This window comes from Psychromonas sp. MME1 (assembly GCF_041080865.1).
Taxonomy (GTDB): domain Bacteria; phylum Pseudomonadota; class Gammaproteobacteria; order Enterobacterales; family Psychromonadaceae; genus Psychromonas.
This window is the reverse complement of sequence record NZ_CP160906.1, coordinates 65866-89550: the sequence shown is the minus strand read 5'-3', so window position 1 is coordinate 89550 and position 23685 is coordinate 65866. Positions and strand designations below refer to the sequence as shown.

The window sequence follows — 23685 nt, the reverse complement described above, 5'->3', positions numbered from 1 at the left end:
TCTAGCGAAAATAAAATATGACTGAAATACAAAATCAAGGTAGACCAAAATTATCCAATACTCAGAGGATCCAAGCTCAGCTTTGGTACTGCGAGTTATCACATTTAGCCAAAGCAAAAAACACAAATGACTTAGCAAAAAAAATTGAGTTGGGAAGACCTGACGCGCTTTATAAAGCTAAAAATGGCAAAGGTGCTCCGGATGAAACGACACAAAAGTTAGTCGCGCTTAAATTCCCACAACTGATAGATTATTATAATTGTGGACCCTTCAATATGATTCGTATTATGAATCAGGGAAGGCTAAAAGATGCCTGTAAATTAATTCAAGACCAACTAATAAAGTTACTTTTAGCACAAGACATCTATATTACAGAAACCCCCTTCGTGCACGATGCAGGTCCTCTATATACCTGGTTAACTGATTTGGGCTTGAACCTATATCAAAGAAAAGAAGCTTATGGTTTAAATAACGATATTATTCCGTTAGTTTTTGCGATCTCTTATTGTGAATACAAACTATTAGATTCTAAAAAATCTTTGAGTTCATTAATACATACTTTTCTTGATCATTTTGAAAGTAAATTTAACATTAATCCAAACTTGTGGAAGTCAGATATTAATATCATCGAAGTCCTAAAATATGCAGAGACATACAATATGTGGAATGATCTAATTGTGAAGACTAAGACTATTGACGGCTAACTAAAAACTGTCGCGGGGCTCCATAAGACTTTAGCCATGTGCACCTAACTTGTATTAGTTCAGACTAGAATCTGACATTTCGACTTGAAAAGTTGAGAGTTACCCGTTTTGATAAAGGTGTCGAATCTTTATTTCAAAACAACAAAAGGTAACTCTCATGTTTCATACTAACAATCCAATCATTAAACACAAAGCAGGTTTACTTAATTTAGCAGAAGAATTAGGCAACGTATCTAGAGCTTGTAAAGTCATGGGTGTATCACGAGATACATTTTATCGTTATCAAGAGCTTGTGGAGGAAGGTGGTGTTGATGCTCTGATCAACAAAACCAGACGAGCACCCAATCTTAAAAATCGTGTTGATGAAGCAACAGAACAAGCTGTTATTAAGTATGCCATTGAACAACCAGCTCACGGCCAACACCGTACAAGCAATGAATTACGCAAACAAGGTGTATTTGTATCCGGTAGTGGTGCTCGCTCTATTTGGTTGCGGAATAACCTTGAAAATTTCAAAAAACGCTTAAAAGCACTTGAAGAAAAAGTCGCTAACGACGGCATTATTCTAACGGAAGCACAGGTCGCAGCACTAGAAAAGAAAAAGCATGATGATGAGGCGTGTGGTGAGATAGAAACGGTACATCCAGGTTATTTAGGCTCTCAAGACACCTTTTATGTCGGCAATATGAAAGGTGTTGGTCGTATTTATCAGCAGACTTTTGTTGATACCTATAGCAAAGTAGCCTTCGCCAAGCTCTATACCACCAAAACCCCAATTACAGCTGCCGATATACTTAACGACAAAGTATTACCGTATTTTGAGCAGTATGAGCTTCCTATGCTACGGATTTTAACTGACAGAGGTACTGAATACTGTGGAAGAGTTGAGCAGCATGATTATCAGCTCTATCTTGCTATTAACGATATCGATCATACTAAAACGAAAGCGATGTCTCCGCAGACTAATGGTATCTGTGAGCGCTTCCATAAGACGATATTGAACGAGTTTTATCAAATTACTTTTAGGAAAAAACTGTATAGCAGTTTGGAGGAGCTGCAAAAAGATCTAGACGAATGGATCAATTACTATAACAATGAACGTACCCATCAAGGTAAAATGTGTTGTGGACGAACACCACTTGAAACATTAATTGATGGTAAATCGATTTGGGCAGAAAAGAATTTAGCTCAAATCTAAACTAACAGTCACCATTACAAAATGGGTAACTGTCAGATTAAGTCTGAGCTACTACACCTAACTTGAGGCAGCAGTTGGTTCTATTCAAATGTGGCAAAATAATAGATGTCATATTTTCTTTGCTTGTTCGGTTTTTATATTATTTTCTAATACATTGATCTGCACTTTTGCTTGCTCCACTTCCACTGCATGCTTTGCTATCAGTTGTTCAAGTTGTTTATGTAACATAGCTTCACTATCCTTTAATGCAGTTATCTGTTCTTTAGCACTAACCGTCTCTGCATGCGATTTAGCAGCGCCTAACAATGCACTATTCGCAATTTCTGTTTGTGATTTCACTTCTTGTTTAGCATCTACTTTAGCCTTTATTGCATCTGTTAACTGTGTTGTTAATTTAGCAATATTAGCAGTATTAGAAGTATGCAGTGCAGTTGCATCTTCTATTTTTTTAGAATGCTCAGCATTAATTTTATGAGCCGTTAGCAGTTGTTTATCAACCTCTTCAGACCGTGTTTTTTGCACTAAAAACTCTTGCTCTGCATGTGTGTATTGTTCTGTTTTTATTTCTAGTTTTTCCAACAAATCCATTTTAACTGTTTGAGTATCTTCATATGATTTTTTCAAACTGTTTAATTCGATTTTCAGATCTGAATTTTCTTTAATTAATGTTGTAATTTTTTCATTTAATTGATCTGTTTCAGTCATTCTCTCATCTTTCAATTGTTCGATCTCATCATATGCGGCAGCAAGATCTATTTCCGATTTTTCAACATCTTCAGCAGCTAAAACTTCTGCTGATTTAGCTTTATCAATTGCAGCGCTTAAACGATTTTCAACTGTGTTATGCGCAATATCATTGCAATGCATAACCACACTTTTTAAAGCCGTCATAGCCTCATTTAATGACTGTTCCACTTCTTTGGGAAGGTCCCTAACCTCAACTACTTCAGTTACTTCTGTAGTAGTTGAGGTTGCTGTTATTGTTCCTGCTTCTAGCAATTTATTGTAATGCCGCATAATAACTTCGGGACGCCCCGTACCGATTATTTTTCGTAATGCAGTCCCAGTGATTTTATTTGCTGATGACTTGTTCAGTTCATTTGCTGCTTTGATAATGTCGTTTGAAGTAAATGTTATTGGTCTAGCCATATTTTTATCTCTTTTAATTTAAACTTCATAATTTTTGAAGCTTATGAACCACCTTTCTTATTTACTGCATGCAAATTTGGAAACAAACAAACAAACAAACAAACAAACAAAAGTAACTTTGGATATATCAAAGCAATATTTATATTGCTTTTTTTAGGTGATATTGATTGGTCTTGTTATTAATATCTAACATAACAAATCAGAAATCATTACTGATAAAACATAACTTTCTAGCGAAAACCATAACTGTCGCGGGGCTCCACCAATAATCGATGCTAAATTTGCAACGAAGCTAATTTTTCATTTATTAATATTTTTACTGGTAAATATTTAGATGAGTTAGCAATTAATTCATTTTTTATCAATAAGCTTAATAAACATCGAACCAAAAACTTGTCTCTAACAATTTGAGAGCAAGGGCTACTTTGATATTTTGAAAACACTTTTTGCCCTGCAACTATTAGAGGTGGGTACAGGTTCTTTATTTTTTCAGCATTCTCTTCAATTATATTTCTTGGGTGTAATTCCTCATGAAAAATAACTTCAAGCACACTCGCCCGTAGCTCATTATCATTCACCTTGGTAATCAAACTAATTAAGATGACGAGGTAACCCACTAAGTTAAGCTCTATTGACTGCAACCATGATAGTAATTTTATTTTATCTACATTAGTTGCGATTAAATGCACTTCTGTTATTAGCACTTTATGATCAAGCACTTCATAATCAATCAGGCCTAAACAAGGCGTATCACACTTAAAATGAATTTTATCTGTCACAATGGCTTTGAATGATTCATTGCCATTTTCTAGTAAATAACATTCTTGTGGGCCTTCTTGAAATGGTGAGATTACAAACGGCGTAAATTGTTCATTCAGCATGATAAATATCCTCTATTCGCATAGTAATTAGATGATTGGTTATGACAGTTCAGAAATCCTTCTGGCAGCATATTTAATATATGACGCTAGCACTTTGTAGTTCGATAGATATGTGCCACAATAAACCACAGGTATTTTAGATTTAAATATGAAACTTTATACCCACAGAAGGTACCATAGTTCAATTTATATTCACGTCAAGTACAAAATACCCATTGCAGGTACTAAGTACACACGGGAGAAACATGATCAGATGTAACTTATCGATGATTCTGGGTGAAAAACGCATAAAAGTTGCTGAATTAGCAAGAGAAATAGATGTTAATAAGAACACAATTCACAGACTTTATAATGAAACAGCAACTAGAATTGACATTGAAGTAATAGATAAAATTTGTATTCACTTAGGTATAAGTGTTGGTGAATTATTTGAGTCAATTAAGGATGTTATGACAGAGTGATGTTTGCCACCAATTTGTACCTTAATTGGTCGAAAACAGATACGAGAAATAGCTAGAGTATGAATTGAGGTAGTTGCTCCTTGGCAGTGAGTAATAAAAATTTCATAGGTCAATATAGCGTTATTGACCTAGCGTTATAAGATTTTTAATTACATAGGAGGAATTTTTAGCGTCGTTACTTTAGTGGACACAACTTCACCACTAGCAACGATACTAAAGATTTTACTTCTTTTATATTCGGAATAAATACAGCTAACATTTTTATAATAAAGGCCGACTATAATCGATGCTAATATATGAGGTTTAGGGCCAAACGGAATAATGGATATGTTATATTCATCTCTTAATGGGGAAACTATCTGGCAGAGATTTTCAAAAGTAAAAGAAACACTTGATATAGGCAGTTTTATCAACCTGTTATCATCTTTTATCTGGTGTTCAATGAACTGCTTATTAATACTAAGTGCTATTTCATCATAATTGGGCTTAGCTCCTGGAGAGGCAATAACTCCGTAGCTAATATCAGGCTCTAATAAGTTGTAAAAGCTTTGTGGGCCGACTCTATCGAATCCCAACATAAATATTGCAGCCTTCTTCTTTTTAGTTATCGAAGTACCCTCGCATCCAGGTATTACCCTTAGTTCACCTAATTCAAAATCTAAATATTCATGATCTTCCGGGTATATTGCACTTGAGTATGAAAGGTATAACTCCGACTCTATTTCAGAAAACCTTAAAAAATAATTTAATATGGCAGAATACCAATTACGAGACATTGATGTGTAATCGATTAATATTTTCGGTTTCACACCTATATGGACACATTTTTTTGTGAAATCGACTAAATATTTATATAGCTTTTCTGTCTCTGAGTGCTCCTGCTCAATATATGCAGCATTAGGCCATTCTGAATTGTAAAACTTAGATGATATTGCTCTATTTTTACAACCTTGATTCTCTTGATATGACAAAATGATACTAGTATTGATATTAGCTTTATTGAGAATACTGGGCAGGTGGGTGCATCTAAGTTCGTAACCGATAGAAAAAATAGCTAAATCGTAAATAGTTGAACCAATATCATTTCTGGATATATCTTCTAATTTAATTTCCATCATCAAAAAAGTCCATTTGTTTAGCACCAATTTTTTCTTGGTATTTTTTGTAATCTGGATTATTCAGTATTGTTGTTAACGAGATTGAATTCCCAGTACGAGGTAGGAGGTAAAAGTGAGGTGATAGACAGTTTGCTATATCAAACTCCCCTTCTTTAGATGGAAATAAAATCTGTACATTTTGACTCTTCTTAATTTTGGGATAAAGGAGCCCTAAGTCGACAGCTGTTTTTATATTTTCCCATATGCTATTTTCAATGTGCTCATTAATTTTAAAAGAACGATGAATGTCAGAACCTATTTTATCATTCATCATTTTGTCCCGAAGGTAATTCCCAATTTTTGTTAATGTATCAAAAGCATCTTTTCCTTTTGTCTCGAATTTAATGACTTCTAGTTCAGAGAATGAAAAGCTCATCAATTTCCTACTTTGAGACTTGGGACTGATTGTTAGTTTACTATTTTCATTAAGTTTCATATCAGAAAGAAGGTGATTAAATATCCTGAACAATCTACGAGGATTGCCATCTGAACAACGGGCTATTAGTGATGCCCCTGAATATAAAGTCGGAGATTTGTTTCCAGCTATTTTACCCCACTCTTCTTTGAGCAATAAGGCACCTCTTAGTTTTCTTGCAATCGAGTCGTTGAATTGAGTTTTATCATCTAAATTGTACAATTTATTAGCACGACTAACCGTGCTTTCGGAGCAGTGTTTAGTTATTAACCGAAGTAATTCAATATCATCTATTATTTCAGACATTGGCTCAAGTAAAGGAGATTTACCAACAACATTTTCAAAACTGAAATTTCCTGGCACATCAAAAGTAGCAAGTCTGTTGTTGAATAATTTCTCAGCAAAGAGTTTTATTTTTTTGTCGGCGCTTCGAGTATCTTGGTTAGAAGTCCCAAGCTTATCTATATAAACATATGACAGATTATGTCCAACATTGATATTAGCTTCAACATTAGTGTCTAGCGTATGATGCCTGTAAGGCATTGTGGTAATTTTAAATGTCAAATCTGAAGCTGAACGCATATGTGTATTCAATATTTGATGGTGTTCTTTTTTTAAGAACTCTGCTTCATCGATACATATTACCCATGGGTTATCATTTGGCAAATCGAAGTACTTAGAAGAAGCTTTTGCAACAATAGAAAATGGTCTAAACAAAGATGCATGAAAGGCCGATCCAATATTTTGTTCCGCATCAGACAAGTCCAATCCCATACTACTTTTATTAAATGAAATATTTTTTAAATACTCAATATTTTCTAATTCATTTTTGATATCAATAAAACTATTTTTCTCATCTCCATTGAGCCAAAAACGTGATATTTCTTTAGATATCCATCTCTCCGTTCTTAACTTTTCAATCTCATCTGGAATATAAGAAAATATACAACTTTTTAATGTATCTAGTAGGTATGCACATGTTGCTAAATTTAGACTCCACATAAAATATGTACAATTTTTATCTTCAAAATTGTTTAGAGTGCTTACCCACTCTACTTTTAGAGGAACATATGTTGCTATGAAACTCTTTTTTGCAACCAATTCTAGAGCTTTCGAGTGCAACTCGCCTAACTTACTCAGATTTGAGTGTGACAGCATTTTTATCAGTGCAGTTTTACCCGAGCCTCTTGACCCAAAGACCATCTGGTTTTTTTGTATTAATAGGCTATCAAAAGAATCCGTCCATATAAACTCATTAACTAACTGTTCGGAGTTCAAGTACCTTGCATTTGAGCTATCAAATACGCTGTTAAAATCAATTTCGCTCATTGTGCATCCTTAGACCACAAAATAAATTCGTTGTTGTCAGCCTGTTGAATCTCAAACTGTAGTTCTATGGCTAATTTTTGAAGTACATGCATTACCGACTTACCTGGGCAGTATTTTATATCAGGAAAAGCATCAACGATGCACTGGGAGCGAGCAAAATCTTTACTTTCAAATAAGTTAGATATTATCTCCGATAGTTTATTTTTTAATGAAGCAGGAAATAACATGGTTCCAAAGTTTTCTCTGTGCGAAATGCCATCTCGGTCTGATTTGGATTTACCCCAATTATTTGCAGTAAAGTAAGACCAAGAAGAAACCTGTCCTCGGGGGATTTTAGCTTCACTACAAAAATTTTCGATTTCTATGATATGAAAACAGTTTGGTACACCGTTGTGGTGTTCACTTAACATCGCGCTAAAACTTCCAGCACATAAAATATTAACAGGATTGCTCATGTCGTTACTTTGGATTTTAAAGTTTGGAACATGTTTATGCCCGTGCACAATAAAATCAAAATCATTAGAATTAGAAAATGAAATAAAGTCTTCAGAATTTTTCATCATACTTAGATCACTTTCTTTGAAAGTTCTATCGCTATAATTAATGGGGTGGTGATGGGTCAGGAGTATTTTTACTTTCTGTGTGCCTTGTTGAACCATTATATCTAATTTTTTTTGAACTTCTTCAAAAGTACTAAGGCGGACTTCCCCATGATGGATCTCATTATCACAACTGTCATAGGCAGAGGAATTAATGCCAACTACAATAACGAATTCATCTTCCCAAATAGACGCATAAGGATCTTTATAGTAATTCGGATAGCAACTATTATCTAAAAGTCCGGAAAAAAAAGAATTGGATTGTAAGTTTACGTATTTTTTGACCCGAGCCAACCCCTCTGGTTCTTTGTTCGCTAATGAAGTCTCTTCTGCTTTCCAGTTAGCATCATGATTACCTGGTACAAAAAATATTTTCTTATGGCTAATGTTAAGTATATTTGCAATTTCCTGAATTCTCTTTGCTGCAACTTCAAACTCTTCATATTCAGCATAGTTACTAATATCGCCTGCAATAATTAAGTAATCAGCAGTAATGCCTTCCTTATCTACTACTTTTTGAAATTCACTAATGAAGTTATCAACATTGGTTTTATCTGCCCCCTGAGTTCTAAAATCATTAGAACGAGCATATGGCCCAATATGTAAATCACTAATTACAAAAATTTTCATTAAGTGTTATTTCTCGTTATTTATAAAATTGATTCTTTCAATACTAAGGATATTGATGCTAAATGAATCATTACAATTTATCATGTCACAAATAAATCAAACTGTTACATTGATTATAATGCTCTTCGTTGTGCATGCGCAATAATAACATTATCGAGCTGTGCCCCTGATGACCAGAGACGAACCTATTGAATAATATTACTACCAGTTTACATGCTAAAATTTAATATCACTCACTAAAAAATCACCTATACATTCAAATTAAAAAACAACTTTCGACAATATTTATATGATCTACCCAATATATTTTAATATCGTCTGACAGATTACCTAAGATAGTTTTTTATTCACTAACCTCAATACCAACTAAATGACTGATTTCGACCTTAAACTATCTTTAGGGCACCTCTCCTAGCCAATACATCTGTAGTTAATAAAATAAATTAGATTGGATTGGATTGGATCATAAGGATGATTCAATAATAGTGAATTGCTTCATTTTTTAGTTTACGAACATCATAATAAAAATCTTAAATAATTCTAAACCTTAATTTTAAGTTACCGGTAGATATTAACTTAGTTGAAGAGTATGAATAAAGTGAAATAAATATTTACATATATTGCTATCAACGAAAAGCAGATCTAAATTAATTTTTTGAAATTTGCTCAACTCTCGCAGGGCTCGGTTGAAAACCATAACCAGATTTAGATCTCTTCAATATTTAGCTATTTAATGTGAATATTTAGAGTTAATTATAAATAGATTCACTCTCTGTTAGAGTAGAAATTAAATTATCTTCTATATTAAATAACTGCAAAGATGTCAATATAAAGCACTGTTATAAAAGAAAAATTTAAAAATAAAATAAATTTAAATTAGGAGTATTGGCTAGAAATATGTTATAACTATTATAACTATTATAACTATTATATAACTAATATAAGGTATGAAAGTCGCTGAATGTGTTTTTCAATGCGTATTCCGGCGAAGGTGAACACTGATTCTGGTTCAACGTGAACACCTGAACTTTCAATGTATTGCCCGTTCTCTTTTTTACCCTAAGTGTTCACCATGGGTCAAGCTGTTTAGTTTTTTTCGCATTGATTCTCCTTTGAGTTTTAATCGATGTGAGTTGTGCATTACGCGATCTAAAATAGCGTCTGCAAGCGTATTATCCCCAATCATTTCATACCACTGTTCAGTCGGTAACTGGCTGATAATGATCGTTGATGAAGTACCGTGCCGGTCATCCATTATCTCCATAAGATCATTGCGTTGCGCTGTTTTCAATGGCTCTAATCCCCAGTCGTCTAATATCAGCAGATCCGTTTGAGCTAAGTTTTTTAATACCTTTCTGTAAGTGCCGTCTGCTTTTGATTGAGTTAACTCCAGCATCAGCCGTGATATACGATAATAGCGAGCGCTGAAGCCGTTCATACAAGCTGAATGCCCTAAAGCACAGGCGATGTATGTTTTACCGCTACCGCACGGCCCAGTGAGAAGTAAGTTTTGTGCTTTCCTTAGCCAGTCACACTGCGTTAACGCAGCCATCTGAGACGGCTGAATTCCTCGTGGGTGTTGGTAGTCAATATCTCGTATATTGGCTGCGAGTTTGAGCTTGGCAGTACGCAGCAGACGCTGCTGTTTTCGGTTGTCCCGCTCTAACTTTTCGCTTTCAACCAATAGGTGAATGCGTTCGTTGAATGAGAGTCCTTCATAGGTGCCGGGCTGTTCCGATTGGATTTGTAGCGCTGTTGCCATACCGCTAAGTTTCAGTTGGCGAAGCTGTGATAAAGTCTGGTCGATCATCATTATTATCCTTATTAATGAAAGCTTTGGGGCCCGCGAACATTTTCATGATCTTGAGGTAAAGTGATGGCTTTAGCCGTCTCCTCCCGGGGTAATTTGTCCTGATTACTTAGCAGAATGGCTTTGATGTTTTTAAGCTTTACGAGGGCTTTCTGGTTCGCGATTGCACAGGCATTATTCAGGCGTTCTGCCGGATAGGAGCGTGTTAAATTAAGCAGCCCCAAGCACACGCGGTATGCCTGCTCCGGATGCTCTTTGTGCTCTAGCTGATCTGATACCCAGCGCAGCACCTCCGGCCCTATATCCTTTGCCCAGTTTTTTAGGCGTCCAGGGCTCCACTGTTGGTGCTTGGCATGCCTTTCTGGCATGTGCCCTGGCTCGGTTGTTGTGCCGGGATGGTGCTTCCTGACATGGCTGGCGAGCAGGTGTGTTTTAAAATAAATCTGTACCAGCTTATCGCCGACATGCAGTTCGACTTTTTCACCGACTAGGTGGTGCGGCACTGAGTACAGGTGCTGATCGTACTGGATATGATAATCGATATTAACTTTGGCCGATTTAATATCGACATATTGATATGGATGAACCGGTAGTGCTTTAAGTAATGGCCTGTCCAATTGCTCAAACCATTGCAACCGATTTCCCGGCAGTTGTTTAAACGGCTTTAAATTGACCTCGGTTAATAATGAGGCAATACAGCGATTAAGCTCTGCTAACGAGAAGAAGATCTGGTGGCGTAATCGAGCCAAAATCCAGCGCTCAATGATCTGTACACCTACCTCTGCTTTGGATTTATCTTTGGGTTTGTAGGGCCTAGCGGGCATGACCGCGACGCTATAATGGGCTGCCAACTGCTGATAACTTGGATTTAACTCGGGTTCATAGCGACACGCTTTACTTACCCCGCTACGCAGATTATCCGGTACAACCATCACTGGGGTGCCGCCAATGAACTCGAAGGTACGCACATGACTGGCAAGCCAGTCCGGTAGGCTTTGACTCCATGTGGCTTCTGCATAGGTGTAGTTTGATGCGCCAAGAACAGCAACGAAGATCTGAGCAGCTCTGACTTCTCCTGTTGTCGGTGAAATGACAGACATGGTTTGTCCGGCGTAATCAACAAATAATTTGTCACCCGCCTTGTGGGTCTGGCGCATGGAGCGTTTCTGCTTTTTAGCCCAATTTAAATAGCGATCGCAGAATTGCGAATAACTCAAACAACGATTTGGGTACTGCTGACAATACTCCTCCCATAACAGCAGCTTAGTCATTCCTTTTGCTTTGAGTTCTTTATGTATTTCGGGCCAGTCAGGTATTTGGAACCGACGAGCGGTCTGGGTATCGGCTTTGGGATAAAACAGCCTAGCCAGTTCTGTATCATCCAGCTCATTAGATAATGGCCAGGAAAGGGTTAACTCGTTGGCTTTTGTTAGTAATTTTTGAATAGCACCAACACTTATTTTGGTACTGGCATTGATCTGACGAACGCTGAGATTTGCCTCGAAACGCAGTCTTAAAACTTCTCTGATTTTACGCATTGTGAGCCTATTTGCAGCCATGACGGTTCCTTAATGGAAAAAGAACCAATATGGCAGTTAAAGGTTTTAATAATCAATACGTTGAAACAATTCTGGTTGATGATGAACACCGATTCCGGAAATTAAGGTAAAAGTGTTCACCTTAAAACCAGAATCAGCTGTTCACGTTAATCCAGAATTGGTGTTCACGTTACGCCGGAATGGCTGTTCACGATAGGCCGGAATATGCAGTTGGGCATACCACTTCATAAAGTCTTTTCTTTCCTTTGGTGCGACCGTGGGATCAAAGACCATTAAGTCATAACTCATGCTTCACTCCTCTAGCACATAACGAGGCTGTAGAATTTCTCTTTTTCAAGAAAAAACAGCCATTTTAAAAATTTAATTACCAATTAAAACAATAACTTAAAAATCTTCAATTATTAAAGTTTTATAAAAAGCGAGTTATTCTACAGCCTCAACGCCGCACTAAGCGGACAAAAACAGTGGGTTATAATGTGTAGCGAAGCGAAACATAACCCACTGTTTTTGTTCCGTTTAAGTGCCTTGTTATGAGGTGCTTACTACAATGCTAAATTCTTTCCGGTTAATTTCCCAACAATCTAATAAGCAACCGAGCATTCCACGTAACTCAAGCGATGACTCTAAATGATTTCTAAATTGACGATTCATAGCTAAGCCTTCTAGTTCTTTAGCAACAGGGAAAAGAATTTTTCCCACATCACTTTTGGCAAAATATTCCCCAATAATTCCTGTTGGCAATGATTCAAAATCAGCCATGATTTTGGACCGCACCTGAGAAGAAATAGCTTTACCTTCAGCAGCAAACTGCTCTACAAGAGAAAGAGAAAGTGACAACATCTTAGTAACACCATTCAGCCCCTTTGCACCATATGTAAACCCTTCAATTAGTTTACTTATTCTCTCGTCATGATCTAAAAAAGACAACTCCTTCAGAATGAAATCAACACCAATCGAAAATAGTGACAAAGAATAATAAAAACATCTCAATGCCACATCCACTTGACTAGGTTTTGTTAAAATTTGTTCTGCGAAGTACCTAGACACTTCCAGCCATTGATTGCATGAATCAAAGCTAATACCTTTGGTTAATAAGCTTTTACATTTCACCATTTGCCCTTTCCAATCGCCATCTAATTTACTCAGGCTGTATTTTTCGATAGAATCAAAGAATTCTTCATCCGAAAATCTATTTTTTAGAAAACCTTCGGATTTTGACAGCTTCGATAGAAAAACCCCATCCAACACTAATACATCTAAATCTTGTCCGAATTCTTTAACTTCTTTTCTTCTTTCGGTCGTTGCCACGATAACGTTCTGTGCATTAACGGCCTGAGCTAAACCTTTTGCCCAAAAAATTCTTTCTATTGCTTGAGGTGTTTTTTTATTTTTGACATCAACAATAGTTATATTTCTTGTAAGAGAAGATTCACGACTATAAAGCCACAAATCTATATCAGTGACATCAAATCCTTTATATGCAAAAGGTACGCCTCTAACAACAAAATAACCAGATTGCATAAAGTAATTTCTAAGTTGCTCTTCCATTTCAAAGCCTTTGGATAATATTTTTCCCATTAGAAGCCCCCTCCTGTTCTTAATGCACTAATCATATCATTGGTTTCAAATGGGCTTCTTTGTATTTGTTCCCGTCTGATTATTTCCCTATTTGCTTCAGGACCTCTAAATTTGGTAATGGCTGCACCAGGTAGTGAGAGTATAGATTGTTCACTTACATCGCCCATTCTAATCGCTTGTAAAGCTAATTCACCGACTTCTCTTTTCAAAAGTCTCATAAGTGGCCCGCTACGCCCGCCTTTAGTGCCGTGCCTTATTGCAACAACACCCTTTAATTCTAAGATTTTATAGTCTTGGCCGATAGCACTTACTGGGCCTACTTCTCGACCATCAATGAGAGCTCCTAGCAACTTGTCAATCATGCTAATCTGGCCTCGGGCATGACCACTTTTTGTCATACCGTAAGTCAAAGATGCTACGAATGCTTTCGCCAAATCAAATGCATCATCTACCATGGAGTTACTGTATTTTGAAAAGGCCGAAGGTAACGTAAGATAACCAACTTCTTCTTGGCTATTACTTACAACATTAATATCAAAAAAACCAATAGCATTGATTTTTTTAAATAATTTTTCACCAAGAATTCGCTGTGCATCAGATATTGCAACACAAGCCATGAGCCTTAATCTCTGCGTCAATTCAGTCAAGGATGTCTGCTCCGTAACGGTCAAAGAGTCTAATACTGCTTTTGTTTTTGCAGCAGAATCTCTTCTAAATAAATTTCCATTAAAAAGTAATTTTTCATTTTTACTAATATGTTCAACATCTACAAAACCTATTTTCTCTGAGTCATGAAAAAGCTGATTTACTTCGTTATTAGTTAATTTATACTCATCCGATAATCGTTGGGAAAGTTCTGAACTATTAACAGGTCTTATTGAAGCTGCTTCAGCAAGCTCAATGGATGAAATTTCTATATCTTTAGGGTTGAGTGATTCGAAAATATTAGAGGTATGCTGTAAAGCAGATGATGTTGTCACACCTAGAACCCCAATACCGCTAGCTGAAACATCAACTAGATCCTGTTCTTTTAATACTTCAATAAGCTTGGGAAGTTCAAAAACGATATTGATATTTGAAGCGTTTGCCAATACTTCTAACTTCTCATTTGATAATACACTTTCATTTGTCTCTGAAATTGCTGATAACAAAATCCCTGCTTTACCTGCTACAAAGGTATTTTGATACTTTCCTTGATTAGTTACATTTTGTAACTTATTGGTATGATGAATTAACCACGACCCTTGTATTTTTTTATCCATGCGTATACCTATTAACTTTGATTGTGATTCATAACGAGGCTGTAGAATTTCTCTTTTTCAAGAAAAAACAGCCATTTTAAAAATTTAATTACCAATTAAAACAATAACTTAAAAATCTTCAATTATTAAAGTTTTATAAAAAGCGAGTTATTCTACAGCCTCAACGCCTCATTAAGTGGAAATTAATGGTTGGCTATAATCGCGAAGCGATGGCCAACTGTTAATTTTCCATTTAAATGACTTGTTATACGCTTCCTTCCGATTCTACGACTAATATTCGAGCTTCACCACGCGGATGCGCAACATGCTCAGTTCCAATAGACGCATAAAATATATCACCTGTTCTTAAAACCGATGATTGCTCAATTCCATTTTCTTTAAACAACATTTCAACAACGCCATCTAAAACAACAAACACTTCTTCGCCGTCATTTACATGCCACTTATAAGGCTGATCAGTCCAATGCAAGCGCGTCGTAATACCGTTCATATTTGCGATGTCTTTTGCACCCCAAGCGCGTTCAGATTTGAATTCTTTACTTCTAATTATTTCCACGATACTTCCAAATTATGAATAGCGTATAACGAGGCTGTAGAATTTCTCTTTTTTAAGAAAAAACAGCCATTTTTAAAATTTAATTACCAATTAAAACAATAAGTTAAAAATCTTCAATTATTAAAGTTTTATAAAAAGCGAGTTATTCTACAGCCTCAACGCCTCACTAAGAGGCAAATAACAGTTGGTTAAAATAAGCGACGAAGGAGCAAGAACCAACTGTTATTTGTCCTTTTGAGTGACTTGTTATGTGACGCTGACTGATATTATTCAGGTTTTTACTCATCATCAATATCATTTATCTCAGAGAAAGGGATCGCTGGGTATTGAGACTGAATTTTTGTAAACCCTTCATTAGAATAGTATCTAATAGGAGCTTTATTTTTGCTCTTATCCAACGCTTCCTTTGCACCTTTGGTTAATCGAGTACCACCAATTAGCCAGTGTTCATCAAAATTCGAATTTTTTTCAATGTCTTCCACAAATCCTTCGGCAACAGCTTTAGTAATTGGTTTTGAATAATTTTTGACTTGTGCTCTTACGCCAATCTGAGTACTAGATAAAGCAATATCAGAACTACCTTGCTCGACAATTTCATCGAATTTTTCTGCGGTGTTATGTGGGCATTTAACTATAATATCCACACCATCGTCAGCTACTGTAGTTTCACTTGTACGAAGCACCTCAAATTTTTTCTCACGAACACCAATATTAGAAAAAATTCCAGTTGCAGCTAGTTCGCCCCTTCTGCCTTTCTCACTATTTTTAGACATAAATGACTACCCCAGCATCAACTTAATATATGGAGAGTCAGCAAACTTATCCCTTTTTCTTCTTATAATACTTCTGACATTCAATAGGACTTGAATATTTGTCAGATCGTTATCAACTTCATTGGCGACAATAACGCCATCCCTATTTTTAGAAGCCGTATCTTCTATCATTTTTAAAACAAGGTTTTCCAAATGACTGAAGATATCATCAAGACCCTTGCCTTTTTCATCATTTATAAAGATGACTTCAATATCAGGATTGTTTCCTTTACTTTCCTTGATTTTTTCTTCGACTAAGAATTCATTATCTTGTAGCCAAGCAATTAAATCATCTGAAATGTAAGTAGAGTCCAGTGTTTCAGAGGTTTCATCAATAGGGATATCATCCTCAATTTCATATTTCACAAGATAAATTTTTTTGGACATAAGTTTAATAACCTAACGTATTGTAAAAATGATAAAAGTATAAATAGCAATGCTACTTTGCACAAAGCCACATAACGAGGCTGTAGAATTTCTCATTTTCAGCCTGATTATTTAAAATAAAACCACATTAATTCATATTTAGTTTAGATTCCAATAGATTATTCTCTTTTCAATAAATGATTGATTAATTTGAGCTGTGAAGGTATTTATGAGGTTATTTAGGCTGGATTATTGCAGTTTAAGGGCTTAGCCCTTGTGTTAATGTAAACTATTCCTTAACTTCTCTATATTATGCACTAAACAATACATCTGCCATTGCGCATTGACTTTCTCTTGCCCGCGCAGCGTGAATTTATTCATCCCTTTATTGACGGTGATGTTACCAAACACGGGTTCAATCGCTCCTAGTCGCTTGCTGTATTGTCGTCGCCCTGCGCTAGAGTCTATCTTCACACGCATCTTATCGGTATAGGAGATGGGTTTAGTACTTTTATTAATCTCAAACTGTACTTGTCGACCTTGTTTTGTAGGCGATTTGCGCATACATTGTTGCTGAAGTGGGCAGACTCGGCAATCTTTTAAATACCCTGAAAAACGCACATATTGCCTACCCGCTGTTTCAACTTGCTTCACACTCAACCACATCTCTTTGCCCGCTGGACAGCGACAGGTTAATGCTGCCTCATCAAAGTAAAAATCATTGCTATTAAACAATCTCGCCCGACCTTTACTGCGTTTCAATCGTCGTTTTTCCTGCTCTGTATGATACGTTTCACTCTCTTTAAATAATGGATTACGACTCCTAAACGCAGTGTCTGCGATGTAAGCATCGAATCCCGTTGTAGCGATAAATTCAAGGTTCACTTCACTGTGGAAACCACTGTCTGCGGTAAACTTTGCTTCGCTGAAAGTATCGGGCGTACCGAGTTCTGCCAGTTGTTTTTGCAGAGCTTCGATGGCAGGTTGTAAGGTTTGTTGTTCTCCAACGCTTCCCCAAACTTGTGCTTGCATGATCACTTGATGCTTATCATCATTAATGGCAATCCCGTTATACCCCTGAATCGTGCCTTTACTGGTCGTCATCTTAGCGCTGTCTGGGTCGGTGATATTACTTTTAACGGGTGTGTTTCTACTGCCTAATTTCTCTGTATTTGTCGCAAGGAATGCGCTAATTTTATCAGCGCTTTTATCGAGTTTCGCTTTCTGTTTTAAGTCATGTGACAAGTCATCTTCGTTTGAATTATCTTGTGCTTGATGACGTGCTAATATGCGTTGACTTGCTCGACGTAACTTAGCTTGTTTGCGTTCAAGTTCATCAAATGTGCCACTCCACTCTTTACTGGCATTCGAACTAATTTTACATCCGTCAATCGCAAACATGTTACGACCTATCAAACCTTCACGGTCACATATCATTAAAACCTGTGTAAAAAGCGGTTCAATTTGGTCTTTCATTTTAGCAACAAAGCTGGCAATGGAGGTGTAATGAGGTTGTACATCACCCGATAAGCTCATAAAGGTAATGTTCGTTTCACAAGCATTAGCAATTCGACGACTACTAACCAATCCGCGAGAATAGCCAAACAAGATTATTTTAAGCATCACTGAAGGTGGGTAAGCTGCGGCACCATTTTTGTCGTTGTTATACCATTTATCAAAGGTACTTAAATCAAGGTGTTTGTCGACGATATGGGAAAGTGCGTATTCAAACGTTCCGGGAATAATTTGCTGTGCAAAATCAATCGGAATGAATTTACTTTGGCAGGATAAGTCAGGTTTATAGTTGGCCATTACATTTAACTCTGAGCGAATAATAACTATTAGATCACAGTCGATCAGCGCATTCAAGTACATTTTTTATACAATCAACACAAAAAGAGAAAGAATGTAAAAATGTTCTTTTTGGAGAAATTCTACAGCCTCAACGCCGCAATAAGCGGACTAAAGCAGTGGGTTAAAATGTGTAGCGAAGCGAAACGTAACCCACTGTTTTAGTTCCGATTAATTGCCTTGTTATGTATTTAACCGACTGAATTCGCCTTTCATTTTTAGCTTGGCAAACTCATCAGTAAGTAATTTTAAACATTCCATAAGCTCATCTTCTAAATAGAAAAAATCTTCTGCTTTTTTATGTAATGTATCCATATTGGGGTTATTACCAATAGTGACAATTAAAGCTTCGTGGGCGATGTAATTACGCTCATTTCTAAGCTTATTGAGTCTCTTTTTAAGATCAGTATTGTCGTTCATTTTACCAAACACATTGAGCAATCTTTCTAATGGATAGCTTTCAACATCTTTGATAGAAAAATCAAAGTGAATATGGTCTGCAACAAGCATTTGTATGTAGTCATATGAAGTGCCGATGTACATTTTCAAAGTTAACTCTAGTAACTGGTAATTAGTTAACAATGCGACTGTACGTTGCCGATAATGTTCCTGTTGCTGGTTCATAGTTACCCTAAATACATAACGCCCATATTAACGGGCTAAAAATTGTGGGCTAAAATGGAGCGAAGCGAAATAGCCCGCTGTTTTTAGTCCTGTTAAATTGCTTGTTAAATGGCAACTTAGCTTAGGTCTCGCCCAAACATTCGAGCAAAGTACCCAACAATAGTTCTTTCTGAATGCCCTGCGCGATTACCAAAAAGGGAATTTCTAATGCAAAAGAACAAACCTATTAACCCACAGGCAATACCAACCCATTCAAACCAATGAATTCTGCGACCAAAAATAGCTTCTAGCAAAGGATAAAACATGTTCTGAGACTCTGATGCTAATTTTGCTTCAAGCCAACTTGGAATTATAAAATAGAAAAGAACAAACGATATACAGCCAAATATTAGTGCACCCCACCAAGGTAAACGTGAACCTATGGAAACGGAATCTGAAACTATTGAACTACGTTTTCTATATCGACGTCCCATGCGTATCCTTGTGCCATTTAACGCCTCACTAAGAGGCAAATAATGGTTGGCTAAAATAGTGAGCGAAGCGAACAAAAGCCAACTGTTATTTGTCCTGCTTGAGTGACTTGTTATGCGATTGATAAATGACCACAAAACACCCAACGTTTATTAGGCTTTAATTTATAACAGAACGATTAACAAATACAAGCATCGCGACCCGGCAATAATTTAATTTTGAGCCACTTAATAAAACTGAATTTAGTTTACAAACTACACTGGCGAAAAACTGGTGGCAACGCGCTAAAAAAATAAATTTAATCGGCCTACTTCCAACAAAGGCAAAGAAACACGCGCAGCACTTTTAGTAACGTACAAATGCTTAAAACACCTAAAATCAGAATCGCGATGCCGCATAACAGCTTATTATGTAGACATATCAGTAATAACGCCTACTCAAAAGCTATAAAGTTACCAGATAAACCATTTAAATCAATTTTTTATCTAAATTAACACGGGGTTAATTATCATTCCCTTGATTATTACAGAGAAGTCTCAGTAATAATCTCTCCACAAAATACCTAAACACATTAAAAACAATGTAGTTACCTTGATAATTGAACACAGTCATGTGTGTTACTAAGAATTCTCAGTAACATCCAATTTAAAAAAGTTGATATTATTAATGGTTCAAAAGATTGTCACCTACTTACCGACCAAATACCTATTCTGGTCTAATTGAAATGGAACATAATTTATTGTTTTTTGCTTTTTTATAAAATACAAACTAAAACTGTATATAAAAACAGTAAAAATAGGATCGAAATGATGTCAAAATCTCCCTTTCTAGAACACATTAGGCAGGTGTTAAGAACGAAGCATTACAGTATTCAAACTGAAAAATCTTATCTAGCTTGGATAAAGCGATTCATTATTTTTCATCACAAACGGCATCCTCAAGATATGGCAGAGCAAGAAGTCAGTCAATTTTTGACTTATCTGGCTGTTCAAAGAGGTGTTACCGCATCCACTCAAAACCTTGCTTTGTGTGCAATTGTGTTTATGTACAAACATATATTTTCCCGAGAACTCACTTTACTTGATGATACCGTCAGAGCAAAAGCCCCGAAACGTGTACCGGTTGTTTTATCAAATAATGAAGCAATGACTATTATTAACTTACTGAAAGAACCATATAGACTGATGTTTTTAATTTTATATGGCAGTGGCCTAAGAAAATCTGAGTTGCTCAGGTTAAGGGTAAAAGATATTGATTTTGAATCTAATTCAATTTTTATATTTCGTGGGAAAGGTGGTAAGGATAGAGTAGCTCTACTCCCACAAACAATAATACCGTTGATCAGAGCACAAATAAGTAAAGTGGAAGACCTACACCAACAAGATATATTAGAAGGAGAAGGAAGAACCAGTTTACCAACCGGACTTGCAAGAAAGTACCCCTATGCAATCACCGATATTAAATGGCAATATATATTTCCCTCTAGAAATCGTTGTCAGCATCCTGTTGATGGTTACTTTTGCCGACATCACTTACATTGGACTTCGCTTACAAAAGAGTTAAGAAAAGCAGTGATAAAAAGTGGTATTAGAAAGCATGTCACTGCACATACCTTCCGCCATAGTTTTGCTACTCAATTACTGTTAAATGGGACAGACATCAGAACCGTTCAGGAGTTATTAGGGCATAACGACTTAAAAACAACCCAGATATATACGCATGTTATTGGTCAGCATTCATCCTGCACGACAAGCCCTATTGATAGAAATGCATCGCTAATGAATAAAAAACTACAGTAATAGAGTGGAATAATTTACATCCCCTAAGTCGTTTTTTGCGCCATAGAAAGCAACATATTCAATGTCCGCTCTAGGCTCTGAGGAGCCGTAACTAATTCAATTTGTTACGTCAGGAAATCCGACATAGCAGGCATTAAAGTGGTCTGAGTTTTTTAAAAACGACCACTTCTTAAAACAATGATTTATAAAGTCGCGATTTCCAATTATTCTATAAAAGAGAGTTATTCCGCGGCTCAACTTCCGTATAAATGGAATGGATAGATTATTAGCAATGCAGTTCAAAATTTATCGCAAGTGTAAAAATGATGAGGATAGAACGCACATTCTCATCAAAAACACGGCATTTTTGATGAGAATGTGCGAATAATTAGAATAATCACTTCATTCCAATCAAAAACAAAGCTATTTAGCCACAACAGTCAGTTTGATATACTCTACATAATGCAACGGTTTTTAGGGGACTTTGATGAAAGTTAAAATTAAAAAGCTTGAGAGGGGAGAGCATTACTTTAACCTTCCCAAGAAGCTTCAAAAAGAGCTAGGGTGGGAAGAAGGAGATACCATTGAGTGGATAAACAACCTGGATGGTTCTTTTTCATTATTGAAGATCAGTGAATTTGAAGCTATCAAAAGCAAGATTCAACTGTGAGCTAAGCAGACTATTTATTAACATAAATTTTCTTCTCAAATATAATTCATGGGTGTGGCATAGCTAAATGTAATTAGGTAGCACTGCTGCTTGAGAGATTCAAAAAAACGACTTGAAATGTCTATTAAAAGAACACTTATTTATAGAGCATCTGTGCCATAGGGGCCCCACCAGCTAAAAAATTCCACCCAACAGCTTTCTATATTTTCATTCAGTTACTGCGGGTCATAAATCATATGAAGCTTTATTTTTATGAGCTTTAATAACACGTTGAACATTAGACAGCGAGGTCTCAAGGTCTCTAGCAATATTACGCTGTGAAGTACCACTCTTATAAGACTCGATAATTGAAGACTTTAATCGCATTGATGTATTTCTTCCAACATATACACCTTTCTTTTTAGCAATAGCAATACCTTCTGCCTGACGTTGCTTCATAATATCACGCTCGAATTGGTAAACAGCACCTAACAGGTTCAGCATTAGTTCATTCATCGGATTGCTCTTGTCACTGCTAAAGGTCATTGCTTCTTTTATAAATTGAACAGATACACCTTTACCAGTGAAAAATGTGATTAGCTCTTTCAAGTCTAAGAGGTTACGAGCTAATCGGCTTATATCGTGACATATGACAATATCACCTGATCGAACATGATCTTTTAATTGTTTTAGAGCTGGTCGGTTTGTATTTGCACCTGATACTTTATCAGTGAAAGTTTTATCCGCTTCAATTACTTGACGATCTGTATTTTGCTCTACTGTCGATACTCTTATATAAGCTAGTCGCATTTGTTATTCCTTTAATGAATGTATTCATATATCTAAACCCTAGAAGTATAGTCTAAATTCATTAGAAGCAGTAACTCTTAATCCCCACAAAATGGTTTGCGATGTATTCAAACCAAACCTATATTCACAAGTATACTTATTAATACACCTTGTACTTCTCATTTAGATCAATAGAGTAATTTACTACGCAGGCAGAATTCTTTTTATACTAATGTCGCTGAGCTCCATTAAAAACGCCAGTTGGTAGCTAAGTTGAAATGCTAACAAGACTAAAACAGCTCTTTAATCCCTTCTCAATAAAACAATCAATTTAAAATTTATCTTAATTCCAACCAAATTTCACCCTTAAAGTTTCTCTCTAGGGGAGTGCGAAGTAAAAATAAAAAAGCAAAATTTTTAGATGAAAAATCACAGAACATTATACAAATAAAAATATAAACACTTGATTAATAAAACCTTTCCTTATTAAGTCATTATTTTAATCATTGAAAAAAAGCTTGAAAAGTGTTATAACTATTATAACGATTATAAGTATTATAATCATTATATAACTAATATAAGGATTAGAAGGTTTTCACGACGATTTTCTGGAATGATTGGTAAAAACATCGATAAGTTCTTCTACCATTAGAGGTACTTTCACTACCATTAGAGGTACTTTCACTACCATTAGCTCGCACTCACCTATTGCGACGTTGACTTTTTACTGTATACAATGTTTGCAGAATTTATTTTTTCACAATACATAGCTGCTATAGATTCCGCACCAACTGGCCGTCTATTCCGGTTGATTGGCCAGGCAAAGCCAATTTAGCTGGCCACACACAAACGGTCATTTGGCCGATTAAATACAAAACTTAATTTTCAACTCACAAGATCATTTTATAGGTAAGAATGTCTAACAATAGACATGTTTTTGGGGGGTAAATTTCCTGAAATATTTTCACATAAACTGAAAATTAGCATCAAAATCTACTTTCAGGTGCTCAAATGTCTAGTAATAGACTTGTTTTCGATATGAAAATTATCGTTATTT

General features: G+C 36.0%; 21 protein-coding genes. 5 read left to right on the top strand and 16 right to left on the bottom strand.

Annotation, left to right across the window (positions count from 1 at the left end; genetic code table 11):
- The first annotated feature begins 17 nt into the window (after positions 1–17).
- Both AB2N10_RS00350 and AB2N10_RS00345 read left to right on the top strand, forming a co-directional pair.
- Complete coding sequence (locus tag AB2N10_RS00350; RefSeq protein WP_354624588.1) at positions 18–704, top strand: hypothetical protein; 687 nt, start codon at positions 18–20, stop codon at positions 702–704.
- Positions 705–861: 157 nt separating this feature from the next.
- Positions 862–1902, top strand: a complete 1041-nt coding sequence (locus AB2N10_RS00345) for an IS481 family transposase (protein WP_369434154.1) — start codon at positions 862–864, stop codon at positions 1900–1902.
- Between the two features lie 108 nt (positions 1903–2010).
- Here the strand turns inward: AB2N10_RS00345 and AB2N10_RS00340 are convergent, their stop codons facing one another.
- On the bottom strand, positions 2011–3051 hold the full coding sequence (locus AB2N10_RS00340; RefSeq protein WP_354624587.1) for a hypothetical protein: 1041 nt from the start codon (positions 3049–3051) through the stop codon (positions 2011–2013).
- 275 nt (positions 3052–3326) lie between these two features.
- The gene (locus AB2N10_RS00335) at positions 3327–3932 is read right to left on the bottom strand and encodes a hypothetical protein (protein WP_354624586.1); all 606 of its coding nucleotides are present in this window, start codon (positions 3930–3932) and stop codon (positions 3327–3329) included.
- Between the two features lie 245 nt (positions 3933–4177).
- Here AB2N10_RS00335 and AB2N10_RS00330 point away from each other — a divergent pair, with 245 nt between their 5' ends.
- On the top strand, positions 4178–4393 hold the full coding sequence (locus AB2N10_RS00330) for a helix-turn-helix transcriptional regulator (RefSeq protein ID WP_354624585.1): 216 nt from the start codon (positions 4178–4180) through the stop codon (positions 4391–4393).
- Positions 4394–4542: 149 nt separating this feature from the next.
- Here the strand turns inward: AB2N10_RS00330 and AB2N10_RS00325 are convergent, their stop codons facing one another.
- The 13 genes from AB2N10_RS00325 to AB2N10_RS00265 all read right to left on the bottom strand — a co-directional run bounded on the left by AB2N10_RS00325 (position 4543) and on the right by AB2N10_RS00265 (position 18941).
- The gene (locus AB2N10_RS00325; protein ID WP_354624584.1) at positions 4543–5511 is read right to left on the bottom strand and encodes a hypothetical protein; all 969 of its coding nucleotides are present in this window, start codon (positions 5509–5511) and stop codon (positions 4543–4545) included.
- Positions 5498–7294: a hypothetical protein gene (locus AB2N10_RS00320; RefSeq protein WP_369434153.1), complete on the bottom strand. Its 1797-nt coding sequence runs from the start codon at positions 7292–7294 to the stop codon at positions 5498–5500. The genes AB2N10_RS00325 and AB2N10_RS00320 overlap by 14 nt, the downstream gene beginning before the upstream one ends.
- Entirely contained in the window at positions 7291–8523 is a 1233-nt protein-coding gene (locus AB2N10_RS00315; protein WP_354624581.1) for a metallophosphoesterase, read from the bottom strand. Before AB2N10_RS00315 ends, AB2N10_RS00320 begins: the two co-directional genes overlap by 4 nt.
- A gap of 1054 nt (positions 8524–9577) precedes the next feature.
- On the bottom strand, positions 9578–10333 hold the full coding sequence (gene istB, locus AB2N10_RS00310; protein WP_354625296.1) for an IS21-like element helper ATPase IstB: 756 nt from the start codon (positions 10331–10333) through the stop codon (positions 9578–9580).
- Between the two features lie 14 nt (positions 10334–10347).
- Complete coding sequence (gene istA, locus AB2N10_RS00305) at positions 10348–11892, bottom strand: IS21 family transposase (RefSeq protein WP_354624580.1); 1545 nt, start codon at positions 11890–11892, stop codon at positions 10348–10350.
- A gap of 141 nt (positions 11893–12033) precedes the next feature.
- On the bottom strand, positions 12034–12180 hold the full coding sequence (locus tag AB2N10_RS00300) for a hypothetical protein (protein ID WP_354624579.1): 147 nt from the start codon (positions 12178–12180) through the stop codon (positions 12034–12036).
- 240 nt (positions 12181–12420) lie between these two features.
- Complete coding sequence (locus AB2N10_RS00295; protein WP_369434152.1) at positions 12421–13470, bottom strand: hypothetical protein; 1050 nt, start codon at positions 13468–13470, stop codon at positions 12421–12423.
- Complete coding sequence (locus AB2N10_RS00290) at positions 13470–14732, bottom strand: hypothetical protein (RefSeq protein WP_354624577.1); 1263 nt, start codon at positions 14730–14732, stop codon at positions 13470–13472. Before AB2N10_RS00290 ends, AB2N10_RS00295 begins: the two co-directional genes overlap by 1 nt.
- Before the next feature lie 244 nt (positions 14733–14976).
- On the bottom strand, positions 14977–15288 hold the full coding sequence (locus AB2N10_RS00285) for a cupin (protein WP_054456199.1): 312 nt from the start codon (positions 15286–15288) through the stop codon (positions 14977–14979).
- A gap of 278 nt (positions 15289–15566) precedes the next feature.
- Positions 15567–16061, bottom strand: coding sequence for a hypothetical protein (locus tag AB2N10_RS00280; RefSeq protein ID WP_354624576.1), 495 nt, complete (start codon positions 16059–16061; stop codon positions 15567–15569).
- A 6-nt stretch (positions 16062–16067) separates the two neighbouring features.
- Complete coding sequence (locus AB2N10_RS00275; protein WP_354624575.1) at positions 16068–16487, bottom strand: hypothetical protein; 420 nt, start codon at positions 16485–16487, stop codon at positions 16068–16070.
- 258 nt (positions 16488–16745) lie between these two features.
- On the bottom strand, positions 16746–18278 hold the full coding sequence (locus tag AB2N10_RS00270) for a transposase (protein WP_354624574.1): 1533 nt from the start codon (positions 18276–18278) through the stop codon (positions 16746–16748).
- 222 nt (positions 18279–18500) lie between these two features.
- Positions 18501–18941 carry a hypothetical protein gene (locus tag AB2N10_RS00265; protein ID WP_369434151.1) on the bottom strand — a complete coding sequence of 147 codons (441 nt, stop codon included), beginning with the start codon at positions 18939–18941 and terminating at the stop codon, positions 18501–18503.
- A gap of 1277 nt (positions 18942–20218) precedes the next feature.
- Here AB2N10_RS00265 and AB2N10_RS00260 point away from each other — a divergent pair.
- Positions 20219–21211: an integron integrase gene (locus AB2N10_RS00260; RefSeq protein ID WP_354624571.1), complete on the top strand. Its 993-nt coding sequence runs from the start codon at positions 20219–20221 to the stop codon at positions 21209–21211.
- A gap of 466 nt (positions 21212–21677) precedes the next feature.
- Positions 21678–21860, top strand: a complete 183-nt coding sequence (locus AB2N10_RS00255) for a hypothetical protein (RefSeq protein WP_354624570.1) — start codon at positions 21678–21680, stop codon at positions 21858–21860.
- A 225-nt stretch (positions 21861–22085) separates the two neighbouring features.
- Here AB2N10_RS00255 and AB2N10_RS00250 read toward each other — a convergent pair whose 3' ends face one another.
- Positions 22086–22649, bottom strand: a complete 564-nt coding sequence (locus tag AB2N10_RS00250; RefSeq protein WP_369434150.1) for a recombinase family protein — start codon at positions 22647–22649, stop codon at positions 22086–22088.
- Positions 22650–23685 lie beyond the last annotated feature (1036 nt).